Here is a 22,272-nt window from a genome sequence, read left to right as displayed (position 1 = left end):
AAAGGACAAGCAGGCGGAAATAAGTTTTGGTATGGATATAAAAAACATGTCAGAGTAGATATTCAGTCTGGGATGATAAACAAGGTGGCAATTCCCCCTGCTAATAGTACTGATGCTAAAGGTTTATCGCTGTACTGCCAAATCAAGGAGCTGTTTATACAGACAAAATATTATACAAGGTCAGCCAGAATAGCAGCGGCTCGCAAGCGTGTGCATTTTTGCGCAGTTAAGAAGAATAATAAGATTGGTCACCATTGGAACGTGTTTTTTCCCAAGATAACAAGAGATTACGTACCAAAGAGCGTAACATTAGGCTTTAGGCTCACAACGTTATTAAAATAAAACAACTTATTGAGCTTTAAATCTGGACATTTTTATAAGTCTAAAGACTTTCTTTATCTAAATTTATAAAAAATCATAAAAAAGAATCCGTTATAAAAATTTTCCGCCTAAAAATCTATCATGCAACAGCCCCATAATATACTAAATTTTAATGGGCTTTTCGATGTTATTGCTTGCTTCTTTAAAACTCTTAATTCAAAATAAATTATTAATAATAGCTTTAGAAAATTTGCACTTCGTTTCAATATACTACTTTTAATGTTCAGACTTTCGAAATGGATCTAATGAAGAATTTTTTAAATTTGGGAGTTCTAACGTTGCTATTGCACCCAAATCACAAGGTGAAAGTGTCAACGTTCCATGATGATCTGACACAATCCTTTGTACAATAGAAAGTCCTAATCCAGTACCGTAAGATTTTGTTGTAACATAGGGATCAAATAGAAAAAGCGGCGCATCAGAGTTTAATCCTTTTCCGTTATCTTTTATCGAAAGCGTTATTCCCTTGATATGACGGATTAGCCGAACTTCTATGTTTCCTGAAGGCAAAGATGCACAAGGGGGGCGGTCTTGAATAGCTTCGATGGAATTTTTAAGAAGGTTGCTAAAGGCGCGTTCTAATTGTCCTTCATCACCTTGCCACATATCCTTTTCACCCAACGCAATCACTATAAGGCTAAACTGAATTTCTGGGTACGCTTGTTGGTGAAAATTGATTAAGCGATGAAGCATTTGATGTAAGGAAAATGGCGCCAATTTTGCTTCTGTCATGCGGGAAAAAGAGGAAAATTCTGAAATTAATTGGTCAATATACGCAACTTGTCGTACAATTGTATCTACACAATCTTGAAAGATTTCCGGCTGGTTGACTAAATGCAAAAAACGTCTTTGTAGCCGTTGTGCAGATAGCGCGATAGGCGTAAGAGGATTTTTGACTTCATGGGCAACTCTTCTTGCAACATCTTCCCAAACACTGCGTTTTTGTGCTGCTACTAATTCGGTAATGTCATCAAACGTCAATGTTAATTCTGCTCCATTAGACCATGCTCGAACATACAACGCATAAATACGCGGTAGGCAATTTTGTAAAATGGTCATTTGTTTTTGGCTTTGTTGTCCCGGTTCAAGATGCGCCTCTTTTACAAAATCCCAAAACTCTGCGCAGATACGTTGAAGATAGTCATTTTCCATATTTTGTGTTTTTTCTAGCAAACTTTGCGCACGTTCGTTAGATAAAATAATACGTCCATTCATTTCAAGCCCTAAAACTCCTGAAGAAACGCCTTTTAGTACATTGGATAACCGATGGCTGCGCTCTTCTAGAGTTCTATTCATAACCATTAATTCTTCTTTTTTCGCATGCATTTCTTGTACCATAACATTGAACGTTTGGATTAATAAGCGTAACTCTTCCATAGCTTCTGGTTCAACATCTTGTACTTGGATAAGTTCTCCTAATCGAATAGATTGGGCTGCTGCCAACAAAGCGCCAATGGGTTCCGTTAGTCGTTTTGAAAAGCTTACACCGACTAAAATAGCAAAAAGTAAAAGAATACAGGAAAAAAGTACAAACAAAATAATAAATTTTTGAATGAGCGCGCTTTGTTCTTCAAAAACTCGTTGATAAGCAGTTCCAGAGTGTTTCATGTGTTCTACATGATGCAACACTGCTGGATCTACTTGTCGAGTAATAAGCAAAAAACATTGTTTTAATGACAGTGGAACAACAGCCACAACTCGGCCTTCCTCTTTGTGCAAATAAAACATAATGCGTTTAGAAGAAACTTTTTTGATGTAAGAGGCTGTGATACGACTTAAAAACTTGATAACATCATCAATTTGTTGAGTTTTTGCAATTATTTTGTTTTTTCCTTGGGTGCGCTCAAACAAAATGGCTTGATGGGTAGAAAAAGAGCTCATATAATTTAAAAAATCTTTTAAATCTTGAAGTACATTTTTTGCATGGGAATTATTTTTTTTTAGCTCTTGGCTGGATGTGACACCTTCCATAGTAAAAGTCGTATTAATTGTGTGAGCCAATTTCATAATAGATTCTTCTAAAATTTTTTTATGCTCTAAAAGATAAGCATCAGCAACTTGAGTAGAGGTGTTGATTACGGTGCGTACACGATCTTTAAACCAAGTTTGAACGCCTAGCTCTAAAAAAATTAAAGAAAATACAGTAATCAAAAAACAAGGAGCAACAACCATCATAGAACATAGGCTTACAATTTTTCTCTGAAATTTTCGATTTTCTTCACGAGTTTTTGGAAGAGATTGGCGATGTAATAAACTGTACAAAGCGCCACCGTTAAGGGAAAGAAGGATAAAAATAATGGCTAAAAAAAGACGATCGTTTTTGAAAGACCACCCAAACCAAAAAACAGATCCAAAAAATCCAAGCCACAAAAATTTTCTATAAATCAAACAGGAACTCCTTGCATTTGCTCTTCATAAAAAGCATCGATATATTTGAAAATGTTTTGTGGACAAGTTTCTTTAAAAACACGCTGACGAAAGGCTGTGGCTCCTGCTGCGCCTTTACTGTACCATCCTAAATGTTTTCGTAAAATATGAACTCCCCGATCTTTTCCGTAAAAAGTTAAAATATCTTCAATATGAGTGCGCACACTTTTATGTTGCTGTGACAAAGAAGGAGCATCCAATATGCATCCCGTTTTAAGTTTATGAAAAATTTGTGCTAAAAACCAAGGTTTTCCGTAAGTTCCTCGTCCCACCATGATTCCTGAAATATTTGTAGTGTTCCAGTGATGTTCTGCAGTTTTAAGATCAACAATATCTCCGTTTCCTATGATGGGTAAAGGAGAGTTTTTTGCCAATTCAGAGATAAAATCCCAATTAGCACTATCCTTATAAAACTGACATCGTGTTCTGCCGTGGACGGTAACCCATGAAATTCCCGAGTTATGTGCTAATTTTATCAAGTTCGACGCATTTAATGTCTTTGCGTCCCACCCCATGCGCATTTTAACACTTATCGGAATATTAACGGCCTGAACAACGGATTTAAAAATAGATTCTGCTAATTTTTCATCTTTCATTAAAGCTGCCCCTGCAAAACTGTTAACAGCAATCTGTTTTGCTGGACACCCAAAATTCAAATCAATCGCATGGGCGCCTTGATCTGCTGCCCAACGCGCTGCTTGGGCCATAAGGTTTGGATCGTTTCCAGCCAATTGCATAACTCGAATTTCGTCTTTTATCATCAAAGAGCGTTGAAAAGTTTTTTGTGCTTGACGAAGGATAGACTGACTGGCAATCATCTCTGAAACAGAGAAACTTATTCCTCCAAACGCGTGTACTGCTTTACGAAAAGGTAAATCACTTACCCCTGCCATAGGCGCCAAAACGATCAACGGATCCGATGAGTTCCAAATGGGTAATTTAAGACGAAATATCATTGCTAAAAACCATCCACTTAATAATTAATTTTAGCTGAAACTTTCTTTAAGATCTAGAAGGAAAATTTCCACATAAGAAGAATAAACTGATACCAAATCCCATAACTAAATGAATAGAGATACATAAGTCAAAGGCGCCAGCGGAACGTAAGAAAAAAAGTCGCCCTAATGATACAAAGAATGCAAGTAAGAGGTTGGATAGAAGGAAGATAGCCAACTGACTATCGATAGGGTTCAGCAAAAAATAGCAGAACAATTCAAATTCACTATTGCAAGATCGACGGCACATAGAGAGATGAAAAAGCCTGGTTTAGCTTATATAACTCCGCGTCCTTAACATTTTAAACAAAAAGCAGAACAGGCAGCTGAGTTTAAAAAAATATAAATGAGTTTATAGAAAAGTCGCAGGCCACAAGAGTCATGTTTTTTTATGAAGCAAGGGGCTGGAACTCATTCTAGAAAAGCGCATGGCTGGTTTAGCAATCACCAGGCCTAGGAGGAAATCAAGCTTTGATATAAGAATTTTTATCTTTACGGAGCGGTTGAATTAGCTACAGGGGAGAATTTTAGTGTAATCATGCCGAGGTGATTCAGCATGCATGAATACATATTTTTCTGATCTAGCCAAAGTATTTGTGAAGGATAAGAGAGCATATCGTGGATCAAGCTGGGTGGCATAGATCAAAGGACTTGATGGTTCCAAGAATATAAAGAGTTTATACTTGTCACCTTGTTCACCTAAGTTACCCCCTGTAGAGAGATTGTGGCTACATATCAAGTACAACATCCTGAATACTCAGATGTACGCAACAATAGAAAATCTTGAAAGTACTTGAGCCAATTCATACGGGCGCTACTTGATGTTGCAGTGCGGTCAATTTGTAATATAACCTATCTGTCTATTTAGTAATGGGATCTGGTATGATTCTTGAAAAGGAAAATAAAATACATAAAAAAATTTGCTCAATAGACCTCTTTGGAAACTATCATTTAGGTAACTCCATATTGTAAATATCAAAGATGAGGGGGAATTTTTAGCCCAAATTTTTTTCGTCTATTTCTATATTCATCTGCTATGATTTTAAATCGCTTAATCATTCCTATGATATTTTCATTGGCTCTTCTTTTGCTCGCGAGTTCTTTATTCTTCTTATCCCCTTGTGGTAAAGGGGGACTTACTTTTCTTTTTTGGTAATTCGGATTTGCGATGCATCTTTTGTATCCCTTGATATCCTTGTTATCACTTTAAATTCTCTATACGCCATAATTTTAGATTCCTTAAACAGGAATTGTTTTCCATTAGAAAATGCCGTACATGTCACTTGTTTTATCTTTTTATCCCCTACAATTTGCGTCTTTAAGGTGTGTCTTTGCTTTTTATCTGATAATTTTTTCTTGTTATTGCGATTCTTCCTTTGCTTGTTTTTTCCCTTTTTTTGGGCGCTTTATAGGTGTTTCTGTGGCGTTTATCAGCATAACCTCATACTCCACATCGCTCTTGAGCAATGCTTTGCAACCGGGGAGCGCAAAATTAGGGTGCTTTATAAGGGTATTCTCTATCCACTTTATTATATCGTATGTTGTGCTTTCGCTTAAGCCATAGCTTTGGCTATAGTAATTTAGGTTGAATTGGATATGTTAAAGAACCACGAAATAGCGTCGAATAGGGGGGGTGAAATTTAGTATATTGCATTCAATCCACCTCTTAATATTATCCCAGAATTTCTCTATTGGATTCAAATCAAGAGAGTAAGGCAGTAGAAAAATTATACCGTATTTTATAGATTTTATTAATTTTCTACTTCTCTTGGATTTATGAAAAGAGGAGTTATTCACAATAACACCTTGGCCAGGCTTTAGTTGCTTGATCAGAAATTTTTCTACCCAAGCTTGGAGTGTAATACTGTGTTGCAAGATCCGTTAAAACCCATTGGTGCTGTCGGTTTGTTATTAACCAAACCGACAATACTATTTGTTCTTTGATCATATTCCCCACTCTTTTTTTCAACAAAATTTTCACTATTTCTTTCCCAGCTTTCTGTCTTTGCACATAGCTTATCAATGCCGCTTTTATCAATATATACAAGACTTGGAGACGCTATATCTTTGATCGATTATTGATACTGACTTTGCTTTTCCTTACTTCGCTTTTATTTGCTTGCTTTCACGTACGAAAAGTCTTTTTTTAAGCTATAGCCTAATCTTTTTAACCAACTGATTGTACCCCAAATTCTTGAGCAGCTTTTTTCAAGGTCATATCTTTGTTTTCTTTGGCGCACGCTTCAAGCTTTTCTAAGTCAATCTTTTTTTCTGATCCACCACGCCTCTTAGGAAAATAACTGCCTTCTTGTCTGTATTTTCTATGCCAATTTTATGCCACCTGCCTATCGCTGATAAACTTATTTTAAATAGTTGCGATGCTTCAACCTCATCTAAATATTCTATTCCCCTTTGTCTTAAATCGTTGCTGTAGCTCTTTGTCATTTTCTGTTAAAAACAGCACCACTCTGTCCCACTTTCAAGCTGAATGACTATAATCTATGGAAAATAAAACAATAAATTCAATAAATTTTTTATTTTGTTTTAAAAAATAACGGAAAGATGAAAACTATCAGGATTTAAATATTGGAAAAGTGTTTATTTTGAATATTTTTAGCTAAGTTTTCGTTTCCTTTTTGAAGTAAAGTGCACAATGTAGATAAAAAAGTTTCCTCATCAAGTCCGGGTTCAATTAAAGGATGCCCTTGCATTTCAATGCATCCTGAAATTTTAAAAAAACGTCGAGGAGGCCAAAAAAACCCAGAATTCAAACTTAAAGCAAGAACTGGTAAATTAAAGGTTTTGTATAAAAAGAAAATCCCTCTATGACACCTTACCGGCTTTCCAAAAGGAACTCTTTTCCCTTCAGGAAAAATAACAATGGAACGTTCTTGTTCTAAAACGTCTTGCGCTTTTCGAATAAATGTTTTAGAAATTATCTTTCCTCGATGAATGGGAATCATACCCATGCGACGAAAAAACCACCCCAACACAGGAACCTCCATTAGTGTATTCTTTAATACAAATGCAGGAGCTCTAAACACAGTAGTCAAAATCAGTGTTTCCCAAGCAGATTGGTGTGCGCAAGCTATTAGAAAAATAGAAGAAGATTGAACATAGGGAAGCTCTTTGATTTTCCAACTTATTCCCAAATACTTTTGTGCGTTTGCTAAAAGACACCTGCACCACCATTGTGCAACCTTGTATATCCAAGATGTTGGCCCCATATACAAAAACGGGAGAGTTAATGCTCCCAAGAATGTAACAAAAAAATTAAACATATAAAAGCAAAGATGAAAAAAAATACGTTTACTTAAAGTTAAGAACCGAATAAAACGACCTCTTTTACCCATAGCAGCGCTCCATCCAGGTTGCATTAATGGTAACGTGTAAAAAAAGATGTGCGATGCACTGGTGCTGATTTTGTATTTCTTCCCTGGATAACAGTCCCACATGACGAATTCTTCTTCCGTCTTGTCCTAGGACTAATTTTTTTTGCCCTTCTTTTTCCACAACAATATTTTGCCATATCCAAAGCTCTTTTTGTTTGTTTCTTTTGTTTTTCCTCCAATACCATTTTTCTGTAACTACGTTAAGTTTATAAGGGATTTCTTGGTGTAGGGATAAAAATAGCTTTTCTCTTGTAATTTCAGAAAGAGTTACATCAAAAGAAAGTTGAGTAACAGTATTAGGAGGAAAGATCCAAGAATTAGGAGATAAAAGTTTTCTTATCGTTAGTTCTAATTCTTCAATACCTTGATGTGAGTGGCAAGAGATAGGAAAAAATCCAACGATATCTGATTCAAGATCTCGATAAGACTCAATAAGTGGCAGCAAACGAGATTTGTCCTTCCAATTATCTATTTTAGTTAACGCCACTAGCGTAGGGATTCCTTGTTTAATGCTTTCTTTTAAAAGAAGTCTGTTAGCTTTGTGATGCGCGCGATCCACATCAATAACTACAACTGAAATATCCGCCCCTTTTAAACTTTGACGAGAAGTTTTTCGCATATAAGTTTGCAACGAATCTTGGGGGGTTAGCACCATGCCAGGAGTATCTATAAAAATGCTCTGTAAATTTTCATGACAGGAAATTCCGTAAACCGCTTGACGAGTTGTATGGGGTTTATCTGATACAATGGCCACCTTGTTTTTCACTAATACATTGATAAGACTGGATTTTCCAGCATTAGGCGCTCCAACGATAGCAATTAATCCACAAAATTGAGAAGAAGAGGTCATAAAATTTCTCCAAGAAAATCAAAATAGAACAAAATCTTATAATACTTTTTAAGAAAAACGTTCTTGAAAAGCAGTAACAAGACAAAAAAGAAAAAAGTAAAATTTATCAGAATTTCAAGATTGATCACAATACTCTCCTGAATAATAAGAATGGTAGGAAGCGCAATTGGTTAGATCACTTAGTGCACGCTGAGCAGCCTTTTGTTCTGCTTCTTTTTTAGATCCTCCTGATGCTTGAAATTTATGCTTTTTTCCTATATTGACTTGAACTTCAAATAACGGCTTGTGATAGGGGCCTGTGGTACACAAAACCGTATATACTGGAAGGCCATACCCATTGCTTTGGGTCCACTCTTGCAGAACGGATTTTGCTTCTAAAGGAAGTTGGTGTGCTTTTAAAAAAAGATTTTCCCACCATCGATGAATGCACCGCTCTAATGTTACAAAATCTCCTGAATCCAGCATAATCGCAGCGATTAGAGCCTCGCACGCATCGATTATAAGACGAGGTTGATTGGGATCTTGTCTTTTGTCTGTATGTAGAACTTCAGGTATTCCAAGCTGAAGTGCGATTTGATGGATACGAGGACCACTGACTAAATACGCCAGTCTTTTTGTCATAGTTCCTTCTCGATCTTGTGAATAAGTAGAAAAAATCCACAACGTCATAACGCAACTTAATAGTCGGTCCCCTAAATATTCTAGCCGCTCAAAATCATTTCCCCCCGCACTGGAGTGAGTTAAAGCTTTTTTCAACCACTGAGGATCTTTAAATTTATATCCTATTTGATCTTGAAAGGTATTTAAAATTTTTTCTCTATTGCTCATGATAAAGTGTGTGTAGGTTTTTAAGAAGAGCTTCTACTTGTTGATGCTGATGCGCTTCTACCAAATGAAAAGCGTCTAAAACGGCGTGATTGTTTAACATTTCTATAACCCCTCCCGTACATAAAAATTTTAGAGCGGTAGACTCTTCTTCGGCCCACACCTCAATCCACCCTGAATCTATAACCTGAAACAAAGTACAATGTCCTGAAGAAATTTCAAAGCGACCACAAGAAGTCGGCACAATAATACGTAAAACACTTCCTGAATACACAATCTGGTTAAAGTGCTTTAACGTAACGCGAAAACTAGACGTAACTGAATGACTGTTGTTCATGCTAGACCTTTTCTCGCGCAAGATGCTGAGCTTTAGACCGGGCTTCTTCCAAGTTTCCCACCATATAAAAGGCGGCTTCTGGCATATGGTCACATGCCCCTGTTAAAATGCTCTCAAACCCTGATATGGTATCTTCTAGAGAAACAAATGCTCCAGGCATTCCAGTAAAAACTTCTGCGGAAAAAAAGGGCTGAGAAAGAAAGCGTTCTATTTTTCTTCCTCTACTTACGATCAGCCGGTCTTCTTCCGAAAGCTCATCCATTCCCAAAATGGCAATAATATCCTGCAAAGAGCGATATTTTTGCAGTGTTTCTTGCACTCCAGTGGCTACTTTATAGTGATGGGCCCCCACTACTTCTGGTTCCAAAATTCGCGAACTGGAATTTAAGGGATCCACTGCAGGATAAATTCCCTTTGCTACCAAGCGGCGATCCAAAACAATGGTTCCGTCTAAATGTGTAAAAGAAGTGGCTGGTGCTGGATCTGTCAAATCATCGGCAGGAACATAAATAGCTTGCACGCTGGTAATAGACCCACGAATTGTACTGGTAATGCGCTCTTGAAGAGCTCCCATTTCGGTACTTAACGTGGGTTGATATCCCACAGCAGAAGAAATACGCCCTAACAGTGCTGATACTTCTGCGCCTGCTTGAGTAAATCGGAAAATATTGTCTATAAACAACAAAACATTTTGTCCTTCAACGTCACGAAAATATTCTGCCAGAGTTAATCCGGTTAACGCTACGCGTGCTCGCGCCCCGGGAGGTTCATTCATTTGACCAAAAACAAGGGCGACTTGAGATTCTCCTTCTAACTGGATCACTCCCGAACTAATCATTTCTTGGTATAGATCTTTTCCTTCTCTACTTCTTTCTCCTACGCCTGTAAATACCGAATACCCCTTATGACTTTTTGCAACGTTATGGATTAGTTCTGTAATTAAAACGGTTTTTCCTAGACCGGCCCCCCCAAAAAGGCCAATTTTTCCTCCCTTAGCGTAAGGAGCGATAAGGTCTACAACCTTAATGCCCGTCAAAAGAAGCTCTCGTTTTGGATTTTGATCTAAAAAAGTTGGAGCAGGACGATGAATAGACCATTTTTCTTGACTTTCAATCTCAGGACCGTCATCGATTGCTTGTCCTGTCACATTCATGATGCGCCCTAGTGTATTTTTTCCCACGGGAACTTGAATAGGTTTCCCAGTGCTGTATACCTTTAATCCACGCACCATTCCATCAGTAGAAGACATGGAAATAGTTCTTACGACATCTTCTCCCAAATGTTGCGCAACTTCCAGTACAACAGGCGAAGCGTTTTCTTGAAAAGATTCCATTACTAGAGCATCCAAAATTTTGGGAAGTGTACTGGAAAATTTAACATCTACAACAGACCCGATAACCTGTACTACATGCCCTGTACAAGAGTCAAAATCTGGTGAAGAGTTCGGCATTGGTGAAAAAGGTTCTAATAAATCCATAAAATTATCGTCCATAAAAGGTTTTCCCTGAAATTACACTAAATAACGAAGTATTCTGATTTGCATCATAAAACTTCTTGTGAGACCATATATAAAAATTATTGTAGCGTCTTTACATAACAAAGAAAAGATCGACTTTGGATAAAACTATAAAATTTTAATATTAATGCTTGGTAAAAATTTGATAAAATAATTTATCTAGAAAATGAAAAATTGAACTTACTTTATATTTTGTAAAATAGTTGAAAATAATAGGTATTGTTTTATTTAAAAAAATCAGAAAAAATTTAAAACTATCCATTTTTACGGTATTTAATTTTTCTTTAAAATATGGTTTTATCTGAAGTAAAGGGCCTATTAGCCTGTTCAAAACAAATGAAGAAAAAAATATAAAAATAAACAATTTTGAAATGAAAAATCTGGTATTTATGTAAAATGTGCAAAATAACATTATCAAGAAATATTTTAAAGGGGGGAACATATTTTGTCTAATGAATCGCATCGCAAGCCTGTTAATTTTTCAGACTATATCGCATTAGGCTTTTGTAGAATTTTTCGTTGGGGGGCAGATATCGTATTTCGTCGTCGACATGACCGTCGAGCTTTAGTTATTGAAACGATTGCAGCAATTCCCGGTATAGTGGGGGGATTGTTTATTCATCTTAAATCGATTCGTAAACAGTGGGGAGATTTTGGAAGAATTCATGCATTACATTCAGAAGCGGAAAACGAGCGTATGCACTATCAAGTTTTTTGTGAAATCCTGCCTTTAGGCTGGAAAGAAAAAGTTATGATTTACAGTGGGCAGTTTGGATTTTTTGTATTTTTCTTTTTGCTGTATCTTTTTTCTCCTTATACTGCCCATCGTATGGTGGGATATTTTGAAGAAGAAGCGATTTATAGCTACAACAAGTACTTAAAAGCGATTGAAGAAGGGGAGGTAGAAAATATCCCAGCCCCAATGCTTGCTATAGAGTACTGGAATTTATTGCCAAATGCACGCTTAAAAGAGGTGATAGAAGTTGTTATTCAAGATGAAATTCGGCATCGGGACACAAATCACAGATTTGCCGACAATCCATTTTCTGGTAAAAAATAAGTTGATTTCTAAGAAATTATTGCGAAAAGCGCCAAGAGCAGGGGGGGGATTTACGCAAAAGGCACTTGTATTTTTTCTTTTATCATGGCATCCTTAAGAAAATGCCGTGGTAGCTCAGGGGTAGAGCACACCCTTGGTAAGGGTGTGGTCGAGAGTTCGATTCTCTTCTACGGCACCAAAATCTTTTTTTTATTTTTCGGTTTTACGTTAGGTGTTATCTTTGGAAGAACTTATTTGACTGATGAGTTGATGTTTGGTTGTTGTGTTTAAGAAAAAAATGTAAATAGGTTTTAAGAAGAAAGATTAAGTAAATCTAGAATTGATTCTTAAGATTTTTTTGTGTAAAAACGAAACTTGTGATAATAAAGGAATAGTCTGTTTATAATTAGAATGGTAAAACAAATGCATCCATCGGTAGTGTGCGATGCGTTATCAAAAGAACTCAAATGAAATTAAATTTTCGTTCTATTTTTTGATTTTGATATTTGAATGTGCAGGTGTAGCCTTGCAATATTTAAGAAGCCTGGTCATAATAGCTTTGAAATCTGATTAGGACACGCCTTAAAAGTGAAGGAAAAGTCGATGCAAGAATGGAATAAAGACGAAGTTAGTTCTGATCTTGATATGCGCTATGTTGCATTTCAAGTGGGGGATGCTTTATTGGATCTTGTGTTTTGTCCAAAAAAGATAGAAGCGGATTACGCTTCTTGTCAGGAAGGAGTTTTAATTGACCGGTTTCATCCAAAGGGGGTAGAAGTGTTGCGTCATACTGCTGCCCATGTGTTGGCGCAAGCGGTAAAACGATTGTACCCAAGCACTCAAATTGCTGTTGGTCCTGTTATTGAAGAAGGGTTTTTCTACGATTTTTTAACAGAAAAACCTTTTCAGCCATCTGACTTATCCTTAATTGAAGCAGAAATGCATCGTATTGTTTGTGAAAATTTTTTAATTTGTCGTAAGCATTGGTCTAAAGAAGAAGCGATTGAGTATTTTTTGAATCAAAACGAGCCTTTTAAGGCTAAAATTATTCAAGATTTGCCAAAAGATGAAGTTCTTTCTGTTTACGTTCAAGGAGAGTTTGTGGACTTGTGTCGAGGCCCTCATTGTCCGTCTACGGGATATTTGAAGAATGGGTTTAAACTTTTGCGGGTTTCTGGATCTTATTGGAGGGGAGATTCCCAAGGGCAGCCTTTGCAACGAATTTATGGAACTGCTTGGGCAGAAAGAAAAGATTTAGAATCCTACTTGTATCGCATACAAGAGGCAGAAAAGCGCGATCATCGAAAGATAGGAAAATCTATGGATCTTTATCACTTTCAAGATGAGGCTCCTGGGTGTGTGTTTTGGCATCCTTATGGGTGGACAGTGTATCGTTTGCTTCAAGAGTATATTCGAGAGCGTCTGGGAGATGATTATAAAGAAGTTAACACTCCTCAACTTGTTCGGCAATCTTTGTGGAAGGCTTCTGGCCATTGGGATCAGTACCATGAAAACATGTTTGTTTTAGATGATGATGGAAGTGTTTTTTCTCTAAAGCCTATGAATTGCCCTTGTCATGTTCAAATTTTTAACCAAGGGATAAAGAGTTATAAAGAGCTTCCTTTGCGTTTTTCAGAATTTGGAAGCTGTCACAGAAATGAGCCATCCGGTGCGCTTTCTGGGTTAATGCGAGCAAGGAATTTTATCCAAGATGATGCGCATATTTTTTGCACTCCAGATCAAATTTCTGATGAAACTGAAAAATTTTGCTATATCTTAAAAAACATTTACACTGACTTGGGGTTTGATGATGTCTTGGTGAGGTTTGCAACGCGCCCAAAAAAACGCCTTGGAGACGATTCCATATGGGACAAAGCAGAAGAAAGTCTAAGAAAGGGAGCAGAAAAATCTAATCTTTCCTATACGTTGCATCCAGGAGAAGGGGCATTTTATGGCCCAAAATTAGAATTTGCATTGAAAGATAGTCTGGGAAGGCTTTGGCAGTGCGGAACGTTGCAAGTGGATTTTGTATTACCAGAGCGGCTTAAGGCATATTACATTGATGCGTGTGGAGATCAAAAGCCAGTGGTGATTTTACATCGTGCTGTTTTAGGCTCTTTTGAGCGATTTATAGGGGTGATGTTAGAACATTACGCTGGAAGGCTTCCTTTTTGGTTGGCTCCTGTGCAGATTGTTGTTTGCAGTATCAGTGAAAAAGCTCAAGACTATGCAGTTAGGGTCTGGGAGCAGTTAAAAGAAGCAGGGATTCGGGTAGAGTTAGACTGCAAAAACGAAAAAATTAGTAATAAAATTCGCTACCATAGCGTAAGAAAGGTGGCAAGCATTGGAATCGTGGGGCTTAAAGAGGCATCAAGTGGATGCATTAATTTACGTATTGGGCAAAGCGAACAAACGTTAACAGTTTCCAGTGTGTTAGATATATTTCAAGAAGCAGTTTTAAAGAAAAAGGTTTTATAAATAAAAGGAGGAAATGTGGAAGTTAAATCTCAAAAATCTTTGAAGTGTAATCAAGAAATTCGAGCCTCTCGTGTACGTTTAGTAAGCGCGGAAGGGCATCAGCTTGGAATATTTTCATTCAGGGATGCCATAGAAATGGCACGAAAGCAAAATTTGGATTTGGTGGAGATTGCTTCTACGGCAGAACCTCCGGTGTGCAAAATTTGTGATTACGGACGGATGATTTATCAAGAAAAGAAACGTCGGGCAGAGTTACAAAAAAAGCAGCAGCGCGTTTCTGTTAAAGAGATTCAACTGACGCAAAAGACTCAAGAAAATGATTATAAGGTGAAGTTAAGGCGGGCTATTGAGTTTCTTCAAGAAGGGGATAAAGTTCAGCTTGTTGTTCAAATTAAAGGACGGTGCCAATTTTCTGATGACCCACTAAAAGATCCCGGAAGATTGATGGCGGATCGATTTATTTTAGATATAGCGGGTCAAGGAAAGGTAGAGCAGGGGGCTAAAAAAGAAGGGCGTCGTGTCAGAGTGGTCATCGCCCCCTTAAAAGATCAAAAAAAGGTTTCTTCTTTGGATGAGCCTCAAGAAAACAAAAGCGTATAGCGCGGTTAGGGTGAGAAATTACTTTTTTTATTTTTATGATTAAATTTTGTAAGGCTAGTGTTTTTTCAGTAAGAAGTAAAAAGTAAAAGCTCACCATTGTTATTTTATATTATTTTTTTTAAAAAATTGTTGATTTTTTTTTGTAAAATTCGAAATTTTTACATATATTTTTTTAGATAAGATAAGTTTTGAAGTATCAACAGATGTAAATAAAAAAATTTTCTACTTCACAACTTTACCACCTTGCTTTTCAGGTATAAATTAAAAATTAAATTTCTTGATTTTTTTTAGAGTTGTTCCACTCTTCTAAAAATTGGAAAATTTTATTCATTTTTGCTGCATTTTTTCCTTTTACCAAAAGTGTATCTGATGAAATTAAAAGAGATTTTAACGCATTAAATAAAGAAAAAATTTCCATTCCCCAGTAAACACTGTGCCCTTTTTTAGAAAGAATTTTCGCACTTTCTTCAAAAAGCTTTCCTACTAAAAAAATATGGGCGGCCTTTACATTTTCGATATAATTCGTAAGATCTTTATGTAATTTAGGTCCGTGATCTCCTAATTCTCCCATTTCTCCAAGAAGTAAAATTTTTCTTCCCGGTACATCACGTACACCAAAAGCCTGAATGCATGCGCGCATAGCAAGAGGTGCGGCGTTATAACTTTCATCAATGCAAGTAATATTTAGCGTGTCATAATGCATAAGAGCTCCACGCCCCTTCAGTGGAAAAAAAGAAGACAAAGATTCGGCAGCTTTTTGAAGGTCTATTTTTTCCGATAAAAGAGCTGCCAAAATTCCTAAATTTCCCTCAATCCAGTGCGGACAAAAAGAAGAAGGGCGATAGGTTAGGGCCCCCCAAGGCGTCTTTACCCGTAAAATAGAATTCACTTCGTTTAAATATTCTACATGGACGTCACCTTCGTTCATCCCATAGGTTATCCAATGAATGTCTTTTTGATCTAATAATGCTTTAAAAGGACAGTGTGTAGGTAAAATCCCAATTTTTCCAGAAAAAATTTCAAATTTTTCTTGCGCAATAGACTGTAAATTTTCAAAATTTTCAATATGCGCTTCACAAATCGATGTTAAAACAGAAACATCTGGATTGACATAAGAAACTAAGGGAGATATTTCTCCTGGATGATTTGTTCCGATTTCAAAAACCGTATACTGAGTTTCTGCAGGACAATTAGCTATACTTAAAGGAACCCCAATATGATTGTTATAGCTTGAGGCAGAAGCATATGTTTTTCCAAAATGTTTCAAAACATGAGCTAATCCTTCTTTTGTAGTCGTTTTTCCCACACTGCCCGTGACTGCATAACATACTCCTTTTATTATTTTTCGGTGCTGTTGTGCAATATTTTGCAATACGGCTAAAGGATCTTTTACTAAAAATACACGAGAGTCCACAAAAGGTGCCTCAAATGACTGCACAGCTGCGCACGCTCCCTTTTTTAAGGCTTCTTGTACAAACTGATGTCCTTTAAAGTTGTTTCCATCTAGAGCAATAAATAACTCTCCCGGCATTAATGTCCTTGTATCAATACTAACTCCACTGTAAGGGGGAAGCGATGATATACCGTCATAAGAGGTTTCGATTTTGTTTGCAGTAAAAAAATTCATCATTCATTCTCTGTGTTGACGTTACTTATGTTTTGATGGTTTCAGGCAAAGAAATCTGCTCACTGCAGTTCAAGTGGAGCCATTCTAAAAATTTGTCTAAAGAAAAACAATACCGTTCCCCGGTTTTTCGAACTTTAACTTCTATCTGGCTATTTTTTTGATTCTTTTCGCTTAAAATAGCCTGAAAAGGAAGACCTAACATATCCATTAAAGCAAATTTTTCTCCAGGACTTAACGGACGGTCTTCCCAAAGCGTTTCAATCCCTAAGTCTTTAACTTTACAATAAAGATCTTCTGCTTTAGATTCCAGATTTTCCTGAATATGTATTATTCCCAAAGAAAATGGAGAAATTGATAAAGGCCATTGCGGTCCTGCTTCATCATGAAACGCCTCAATAATAGCCCCCACTAAACGTGACACACCAATACCGTAAGATCCCATTTGAAGATTGACCACTTCCCCGTTTTTTGAAGAAACTTGCGCATTCATAGAGGAAGAATATTTATCACCAAAGTGAAAAATGTGTCCTACTTCAATGCCTCGAGCGATTTTCAATTGTTCTGCAGGAACCCTACATTGTTCTGGAAGATGCTTTTCATCTACCATGGCGTACACTTCCTCAAAATCCGATATCTCAAAACGAGGAGGGGTTCGATTTTCTAAAACCGAATCATAATATAACGCACTTTCTCCTGTTTTTGCAACAACATGAAATTCGTGACTAAAATCCCCTCCGATAGGGCCGGTGTTGGCGCGAAGCGGAATTACAGAAAGTCCCATGCGGTAAAACGCTCTCATATAAGAGCGGAAAACTTTACAATATGTTTCTTTAGATGCCTGTGGTGTGAGATCAAAAGAATATCCATCCTTCATCAAAAACTCTCGTCCTCGCATTACCCCAAATCTCGGGCGGACTTCGTCTCTAAATTTCCACTGAATATTGTACAGATTAAGGGGAAACGCTTTGTAACTTTGGATACAGCGACGAACAACATCCACGAATACTTCTTCTGCAGTAGGGCCGTACACTAACAAACGCTTATGCCGATCATTAACACGCAACATTTCCAGACCATAATCGTCATAGCGACCGCTTTCTTGCCATAGTGTGGCCGGTTGCAAAGTAGGAGCTAACATTTCAATTGCTCCGATAGCATTTTGTTCTTGTCGAATAATGGTTTTAATTTTTTTTAATACCCGAAGACCAAGAGGAAGCCAAGTGTAAATTCCAGAAACAGTGCTCTGGATCATACCAGACTGCAACATCCAGCGATGAGACGCTGTGCTGGCTTCTGAAGGTGCATCTTTCAACACGGGTAAAAAATATTGACTTGTCTTCACAAAACTGACTCCTTTCATCCCCACTTATTCTGCATCATAGCAAACCTCCAATTCTTTGACAATCTGTAGATCATTAGACAAAAAACATAGGTATTAATTTCTGTCATTTGATTTGCCTTTTAGAGAAAAATATTTAAAGCATTAATAAAGGCAAGCGAAATTAAATAATTTTTTGCATTTTTTTACATCTGCTTGTAATTAAAAAAAATCATGAGAACATCTTAGATACTATTTTTTGAATATAGATCTTCTGTATGCGTTTGCTTATTGTCATTCCTTCTCGGTTAGAATCTGCGCGACTTCCTAAGAAACCTTTGGTAAAACTCCAAGGCATTCCTATGATTCAAAAGGTTTTTGAAAACGTTCAAAATGCGGATATTGCCCCAGTGTGGGTGGCTTATGATGATGATGAAATTGGATCTTTATTTCCTAAAGCGCATAGAGTTAAGACAGGAAAATGTCTTACAGGAACAGATCGTATAGCTCAGGCTTTAGAGATTAGGGAGGCATGGGATCAATTCGATGTAATCATTAATGTTCAAGGCGATACACCGGTATTAGATACAGGAATTTTTTATCAGCTTTTTGCTCCTTTTTGTTTTCCAGAAGTAAGCGTGGTGACAGCTGTTAGCAAGATGAAAAATCAAGAGATTTTATCTATTCCTTCTAAAGTAAAGGCGTTGTGTACGACGTGCGCTCTTCATGGGTATTGGCGATGCGTTGATTTTAAGCGTGCTATAGAAATACCAGACCCTTCTATGACTTACCGAAATCATTGGGGGGTGTATGCATTTCGTCCTTTGGCATTAAAACAATTTAGAGCGTGGCCTCCTTCCCTTAGAGAGCAAGAACAATCGTTAGAACAGTTGCGATTTCTGGACAATGGACATTCTATCTGGGCTGCTGAAGCTTTTGAAAGTGCTCCATACATGTGTGTAGATACCTCAGAAGATTTAGAGAAGGTTAAGAATTTTTTAGAAAAGGGAACAGAAAGTGAGGATCAATAAGAAAGGGAAGTAAACGATTGTTATTAATGTATTTTGGGTGTAAACAGTGTTTGTATTTTTTCATTTTTTGTAACAGTTAAATGATATTTTCAGCTCTATCTTGTAAAAAACTTTAAGACTTTTGTGTTTTAATTTTCAAAAATATAGTGATCTTTTGATAATACAATCCGGCGTCATCTCCCTTACTTTGAGAGTTAGGCGTAAAATGCTCTTACTTTATAGAATAGCTAAAAAAGAGCAGATACTCTTAAGAAAAAAATTAACTCTTAACCTAATATCTTACCTATTTTTTATTTTTTCAGAGAAGTGAGAGAATTCTGAGCCTCCCAAAGTTTTTTATACAGTCCGTTTTGTTGAAGCAAAAGGTGATGAGGTCCTGTTTGAACGATCTTCCCATTATTAAACACAAAAAGACGGTCTATAAGTGTTACAACCTTTAAGCGATGCGCAATAACAATAGAGGTCTTATTTTTCATTAATTCGTGCAATGCTAACTGAATACTTTGCTCTGTAAGCGCGTCTTGCTGAGCAGTGACCTCATCAAGGATCAAAAGAGGAGAGTTTCTTAAAAAGGCTTTTGCAATGCTTAGACGCTGTTTTTCCCCTCCAGAAAGGGGAGCCCCCTGATCTTCTAAAAGTGTTTGATAGCCATTAGGAAGTCCTTGAATGCGGTCAAAAATTCCCGCTTGCTTACAAGCATAGTTCACACGTTCCAAGGTAGCATTTTCACTTCCATAAATTAAGTTCTCCCAAATCGTGCGACGAAAGAATTGTGGATTTTGGGAAATAAAAGTAATGTTTTGATAAAAAAATTGAAGATTCATATCATTAATAGGGATGTCATTGACTAAAATTTTTCCTGAATGGGCAGGGTAAAGTCCTAACATCAGTTGAACAAAGGATGTTTTTCCAGCGCCAGAATATCCCACAAGCCCAACTTTTTCTCCAGCATTGATGGTAAGGCAAAGATTTTCAAATAAAGAGACCTCTTGAGAATAAGAAAAGGTGACATGATCAAAACGCACAGAGGGAGGGTGCTGAAAAATAACGGCTTTTACATTTTTTTGTCCTTTTTCAGGAAAGTTTTGAATAAATTTTGGTGGTACATAAAACATTTCCAGTACTTGTTTCATACGCCCTAAATGTTGAGCGATACGACTGAATTCAAAACTACTTTCCCATAATACATGTGAAATTCCAAGATTAAGATTCATAACTACGGCCAAATCCCCTATAGAAATTTTTCCTTTTTTAAAGCGATGAAAAGCAACGTATAGTGTTACCGTCAGTGTTATAACGTAAAGTAAAGACAAACACAGATGTAAAAAAAAATATGCCCATTGCAATTGTCTTTCTGATTTTTCTCCTTTTTTACAGTTTTGCTGTAAATAGTTTTCTTCTTTTTCTTCACTGGTATATATTTTTACTGTAAAAACATTTAACACAGAATCAGAAATCACTCCTAAAATTTGATTCCCATACTGAGCAAAATTCGCAGACCGTTGAATTAAATAGGGAACCATTACTAAATTTCCAGTAATAAAAAGAACAGCCCAAAAAAAAGTGATTAGCGCAAAAATTTTATCTTTTTGGCTCAAAAGGATTAAACTCAGCGTAAGCGCGATTAAAGGAGCAAGAACTTTCCAACAGAACATTTCTAATAGCTCTGGAATAACTTTTGGTAAATCAGAGATTTTTCCTGAAATTTTTCCAGGAAGTTCCTCTTTAAGTGCGGAATAGGGCATATTAAAAACTCCCTGCAGCCCCAAACCTGCCAAGCGAGATCGTAATTTTGGAACCATGCGAATGCCTATCATATAGTTAAAAAGACGATACGAGAAAAGAACCATTAGTAGTGCAGAAAAAAAAATGAGCACCGGGCCCAGCACCTCTTGATAGCTAACACGAGGATGAAGGCAATCTAAAAATTTCCCAATAGCATAAGGAATCAAAGACAACTCTGCTGCCCAAAGCAATGGACACAAAATTAGAAATAAAGCACACCAAGGTGTATATAGGCAACATTTCCATAAAAAACTGACGAGTTGACAAAACGCTACACGGGACGTACAGACAGGTTCTTGCATAACGCACTAATTAAAAAAAGCTTATTTACAATTATGATTGATGCAGGTTTAAAATCAAGGAGGGTTAAAAAGACACACTGCTAATAAAATTTTTGTTTATATTAACCTTAAAAAAAATTACCTAGAATTCAATGTATCTTTTAGATGTTGGCTGTTGAATTTTTTGTGCTGTGCGGTTTTTTTATGCGTATATTTTTATAGCAATTTTTACGGGAAGCAAAGGATATTGTGACACAATTTCAGATCATTTGCTTGCGCCGGTGACGTGTAAGGATATCTTGTTTGTTGCAATGCCTCTTGCGCTTGATAAAGATGGAGATCGTATTCGCATGCAGTGTTATACGCTTTGCATGAGTATTGAAATTTTGAAAGACAAGCTATCTCGTTTAAAAAAAGAAAAAGATAGACGCATCTTGATAGAAAGTATAAATTGTATCGAAAAACTTTCAAAGGTTGCCATTATGGCTTTTCGTGCACATTATTTCGTTTTTGGTCCCATGAAATTTCGTGAATTTATCTGCGAAAAAACAGCTTTCTGAGGAAAAAAAATAAGTTAAAGAATTTCAGTCAACAGCCAAGAGCTTGTAAAAGAATTAATGAAAGACCGAAATTGGAAGGTTCATCAATATGGGTACGCAGAAAAACTGTTGTACTTTTCTTGCATTGGATGATGCCCAATACCAGATCCCATTACTAAATGGATAGATAGGTTACATTACAAATTGACCGCACTGCAACATCAGGCAGCGTCTGCATGAATTGGCACAACTTATTTTCAAGATTTTGTATTGTCTCGTACATCGAAATATTCGGGATGTTTTGCTTGATATGTAGTCACAACCTCTCTATAGGGGGCAACTCAGGTGAATAGGGTGGCAAGTATAAACTCTGCTTAATCCATGATCAATGCTATCTTATCCTTCTACAAATATAGCTTAAGATCGGATAAAAAAGCCATGGAAATGAGTTGAGAATTGAGTTAGAGTATGAATCAAAAAAATAAAAACATGACATACTCTGTTCAATTTCGTAAAAAAGCACTTAAGCTTTAATCAGAAGGAGAAAGCTATAGTAAACTTTCCGAAAGATTTAAGATTTCAACAGCAACACTCAGTAGATGGAAGAAAAAAATAAGAAACCTTCAACCAAAGATAGCACGATCAATTTTCAATGTTTTATTGACGTGAAGTGCCGCAAAAATACGCAGTGTTACCTCCAGCATTTCAAGTGATCGTGTATTTGCAAGGGGGGAGAAATCTTGCAAACCAATGGCGGTGTGGAGCGTTATTTTGTTCAATGGAAAATGTTTTATCTTTTCCCTGAAAGAGGCGGGGGCTTGGAATAATTTTATTAAAATCTGCCCAATGAT

At 36.8% G+C, this 22,272-nt stretch carries 21 protein-coding genes, 1 tRNA gene and 2 pseudogenes; 8 read left to right on the top strand and 16 right to left on the bottom strand.

All coding sequences use genetic code 11. The features are described 5' to 3' along the window. The coding region (locus HE1_RS00720) for a transposase (protein WP_035543465.1) at positions 1 to 342 on the top strand (342 nt) is incomplete at its 5' end. 255 nt (positions 343 to 597) lie between these two features. On the opposite strand, the gene HE1_RS00715 is transcribed toward HE1_RS00720, so the two are convergent. Continuing rightward, entirely contained in the window at positions 598 to 2,769 is a 2,172-nt protein-coding gene (locus HE1_RS00715; RefSeq protein WP_035543463.1) for an ATP-binding protein, read from the bottom strand. Continuing rightward, complete coding sequence (gene dusB / locus HE1_RS00710; RefSeq protein WP_035543461.1) at positions 2,766 to 3,764, bottom strand: tRNA dihydrouridine synthase DusB; 999 nt, start codon at positions 3,762 to 3,764, stop codon at positions 2,766 to 2,768. Before dusB ends, HE1_RS00715 begins: the two co-directional genes overlap by 4 nt. A gap of 217 nt (positions 3,765 to 3,981) precedes the next feature. On the opposite strand from dusB, the gene HE1_RS10160 reads away from it, so the two are divergent. After that, positions 3,982 to 4,101 (top strand): winged helix-turn-helix domain-containing protein, encoded by a 120-nt coding sequence (locus HE1_RS10160; RefSeq protein WP_075260355.1) that lies wholly within the window; start codon positions 3,982 to 3,984, stop codon positions 4,099 to 4,101. 649 nt (positions 4,102 to 4,750) lie between these two features. Here HE1_RS10160 and HE1_RS09495 read toward each other — a convergent pair. The 10 genes and pseudogenes from HE1_RS09495 to atpD all read right to left on the bottom strand — a co-directional run. After that, positions 4,751 to 5,381 (bottom strand): annotated as a pseudogene (locus HE1_RS09495) (transposase family protein); the annotation flags it as partial. Positions 5,382 to 5,402: 21 nt separating this feature from the next. Beyond that, the gene (locus HE1_RS10155) at positions 5,403 to 5,600 is read right to left on the bottom strand and encodes a transposase (RefSeq protein ID WP_373279891.1); all 198 of its coding nucleotides are present in this window, start codon (positions 5,598 to 5,600) and stop codon (positions 5,403 to 5,405) included. Further along, positions 5,593 to 5,814 (bottom strand): hypothetical protein, encoded by a 222-nt coding sequence (locus HE1_RS07905; protein WP_035543456.1) that lies wholly within the window; start codon positions 5,812 to 5,814, stop codon positions 5,593 to 5,595. The genes HE1_RS10155 and HE1_RS07905 overlap by 8 nt, the downstream gene beginning before the upstream one ends. Before the next feature lie 156 nt (positions 5,815 to 5,970). Continuing rightward, positions 5,971 to 6,066, bottom strand: coding sequence for a hypothetical protein (locus HE1_RS09490; RefSeq protein WP_242837162.1), 96 nt, complete (start codon positions 6,064 to 6,066; stop codon positions 5,971 to 5,973). Further along, positions 6,057 to 6,248: a hypothetical protein gene (locus HE1_RS00695; protein WP_006304237.1), complete on the bottom strand. Its 192-nt coding sequence runs from the start codon at positions 6,246 to 6,248 to the stop codon at positions 6,057 to 6,059. Before HE1_RS00695 ends, HE1_RS09490 begins: the two co-directional genes overlap by 10 nt. A 134-nt stretch (positions 6,249 to 6,382) precedes the next feature. Further along, a complete protein-coding gene (locus HE1_RS00690; protein WP_052567145.1) occupies positions 6,383 to 7,156 on the bottom strand; it encodes a lysophospholipid acyltransferase family protein in 774 nt (257 codons plus the stop codon). Further along, complete coding sequence (era, locus tag HE1_RS00685; protein ID WP_006304239.1) at positions 7,149 to 8,045, bottom strand: GTPase Era; 897 nt, start codon at positions 8,043 to 8,045, stop codon at positions 7,149 to 7,151. Before era ends, HE1_RS00690 begins: the two co-directional genes overlap by 8 nt. 114 nt (positions 8,046 to 8,159) lie before the next feature. Beyond that, the gene (gene rnc / locus HE1_RS00680) at positions 8,160 to 8,873 is read right to left on the bottom strand and encodes a ribonuclease III (RefSeq protein ID WP_006304240.1); all 714 of its coding nucleotides are present in this window, start codon (positions 8,871 to 8,873) and stop codon (positions 8,160 to 8,162) included. Beyond that, positions 8,863 to 9,207, bottom strand: coding sequence for an ATP synthase F1 subcomplex subunit epsilon (locus HE1_RS00675; RefSeq protein WP_006304241.1), 345 nt, complete (start codon positions 9,205 to 9,207; stop codon positions 8,863 to 8,865). Before HE1_RS00675 ends, rnc begins: the two co-directional genes overlap by 11 nt. Before the next feature lies 1 nt (position 9,208). Next, positions 9,209 to 10,657 carry a F0F1 ATP synthase subunit beta gene (gene atpD, locus HE1_RS00670; RefSeq protein ID WP_035543479.1) on the bottom strand — a complete coding sequence of 483 codons (1,449 nt, stop codon included), beginning with the start codon at positions 10,655 to 10,657 and terminating at the stop codon, positions 9,209 to 9,211. 511 nt (positions 10,658 to 11,168) lie between these two features. Here atpD and HE1_RS00660 point away from each other — a divergent pair. The 4 genes from HE1_RS00660 to infC all read left to right on the top strand — a co-directional run bounded on the left by HE1_RS00660 (position 11,169) and on the right by infC (position 14,840). Next, a complete protein-coding gene (locus HE1_RS00660) occupies positions 11,169 to 11,783 on the top strand; it encodes an alternative oxidase (protein ID WP_006304251.1) in 615 nt (204 codons plus the stop codon). Positions 11,784 to 11,886: 103 nt separating this feature from the next. Beyond that, a tRNA-Thr gene (locus tag HE1_RS00655) sits at positions 11,887 to 11,961 on the top strand. Positions 11,962 to 12,365: 404 nt separating this feature from the next. Beyond that, positions 12,366 to 14,240: a threonine--tRNA ligase gene (gene thrS, locus HE1_RS00650; protein WP_035543449.1), complete on the top strand. Its 1,875-nt coding sequence runs from the start codon at positions 12,366 to 12,368 to the stop codon at positions 14,238 to 14,240. A 15-nt stretch (positions 14,241 to 14,255) separates the two neighbouring features. Beyond that, on the top strand, positions 14,256 to 14,840 hold the full coding sequence (gene infC / locus HE1_RS00645; RefSeq protein ID WP_006304254.1) for a translation initiation factor IF-3: 585 nt from the start codon (positions 14,256 to 14,258) through the stop codon (positions 14,838 to 14,840). A 268-nt stretch (positions 14,841 to 15,108) separates the two neighbouring features. On the opposite strand, the gene HE1_RS00640 is transcribed toward infC, so the two are convergent. Continuing rightward, entirely contained in the window at positions 15,109 to 16,467 is a 1,359-nt protein-coding gene (locus HE1_RS00640) for a UDP-N-acetylmuramoyl-tripeptide--D-alanyl-D-alanine ligase (protein WP_035543446.1), read from the bottom strand. A gap of 25 nt (positions 16,468 to 16,492) precedes the next feature. Further along, complete coding sequence (gene proS, locus HE1_RS00635) at positions 16,493 to 17,809, bottom strand: proline--tRNA ligase (protein WP_024161409.1); 1,317 nt, start codon at positions 17,807 to 17,809, stop codon at positions 16,493 to 16,495. Positions 17,810 to 18,063: 254 nt separating this feature from the next. Here proS and HE1_RS00630 point away from each other — a divergent pair, with 254 nt between their 5' ends. Continuing rightward, positions 18,064 to 18,816 (top strand): cytidylyltransferase domain-containing protein, encoded by a 753-nt coding sequence (locus HE1_RS00630; RefSeq protein WP_006304259.1) that lies wholly within the window; start codon positions 18,064 to 18,066, stop codon positions 18,814 to 18,816. A 290-nt stretch (positions 18,817 to 19,106) separates the two neighbouring features. Here the strand turns inward: HE1_RS00630 and HE1_RS00625 are convergent, their stop codons facing one another. Beyond that, entirely contained in the window at positions 19,107 to 20,903 is a 1,797-nt protein-coding gene (locus HE1_RS00625) for an ABC transporter ATP-binding protein (RefSeq protein WP_035543444.1), read from the bottom strand. A 170-nt stretch (positions 20,904 to 21,073) separates the two neighbouring features. Between HE1_RS00625 and HE1_RS00620 the strand changes: the two genes are divergently transcribed. Beyond that, a complete protein-coding gene (locus HE1_RS00620) occupies positions 21,074 to 21,442 on the top strand; it encodes a hypothetical protein (RefSeq protein ID WP_035543442.1) in 369 nt (122 codons plus the stop codon). A gap of 602 nt (positions 21,443 to 22,044) precedes the next feature. On the opposite strand, the pseudogene HE1_RS00615 reads toward HE1_RS00620, so the two are convergent. Then, positions 22,045 to 22,272: pseudogene (locus HE1_RS00615) on the bottom strand (IS1 transposase); the annotation flags it as partial.

Origin of the sequence: Holospora elegans E1, assembly GCF_000648275.1 — a bacterium.
In the GTDB taxonomy this organism is placed as follows: Bacteria; Pseudomonadota; Alphaproteobacteria; order Holosporales; family Holosporaceae; genus Holospora; species Holospora undulata_A.
This window is presented reverse-complemented; position numbering and strand designations above follow the sequence as displayed.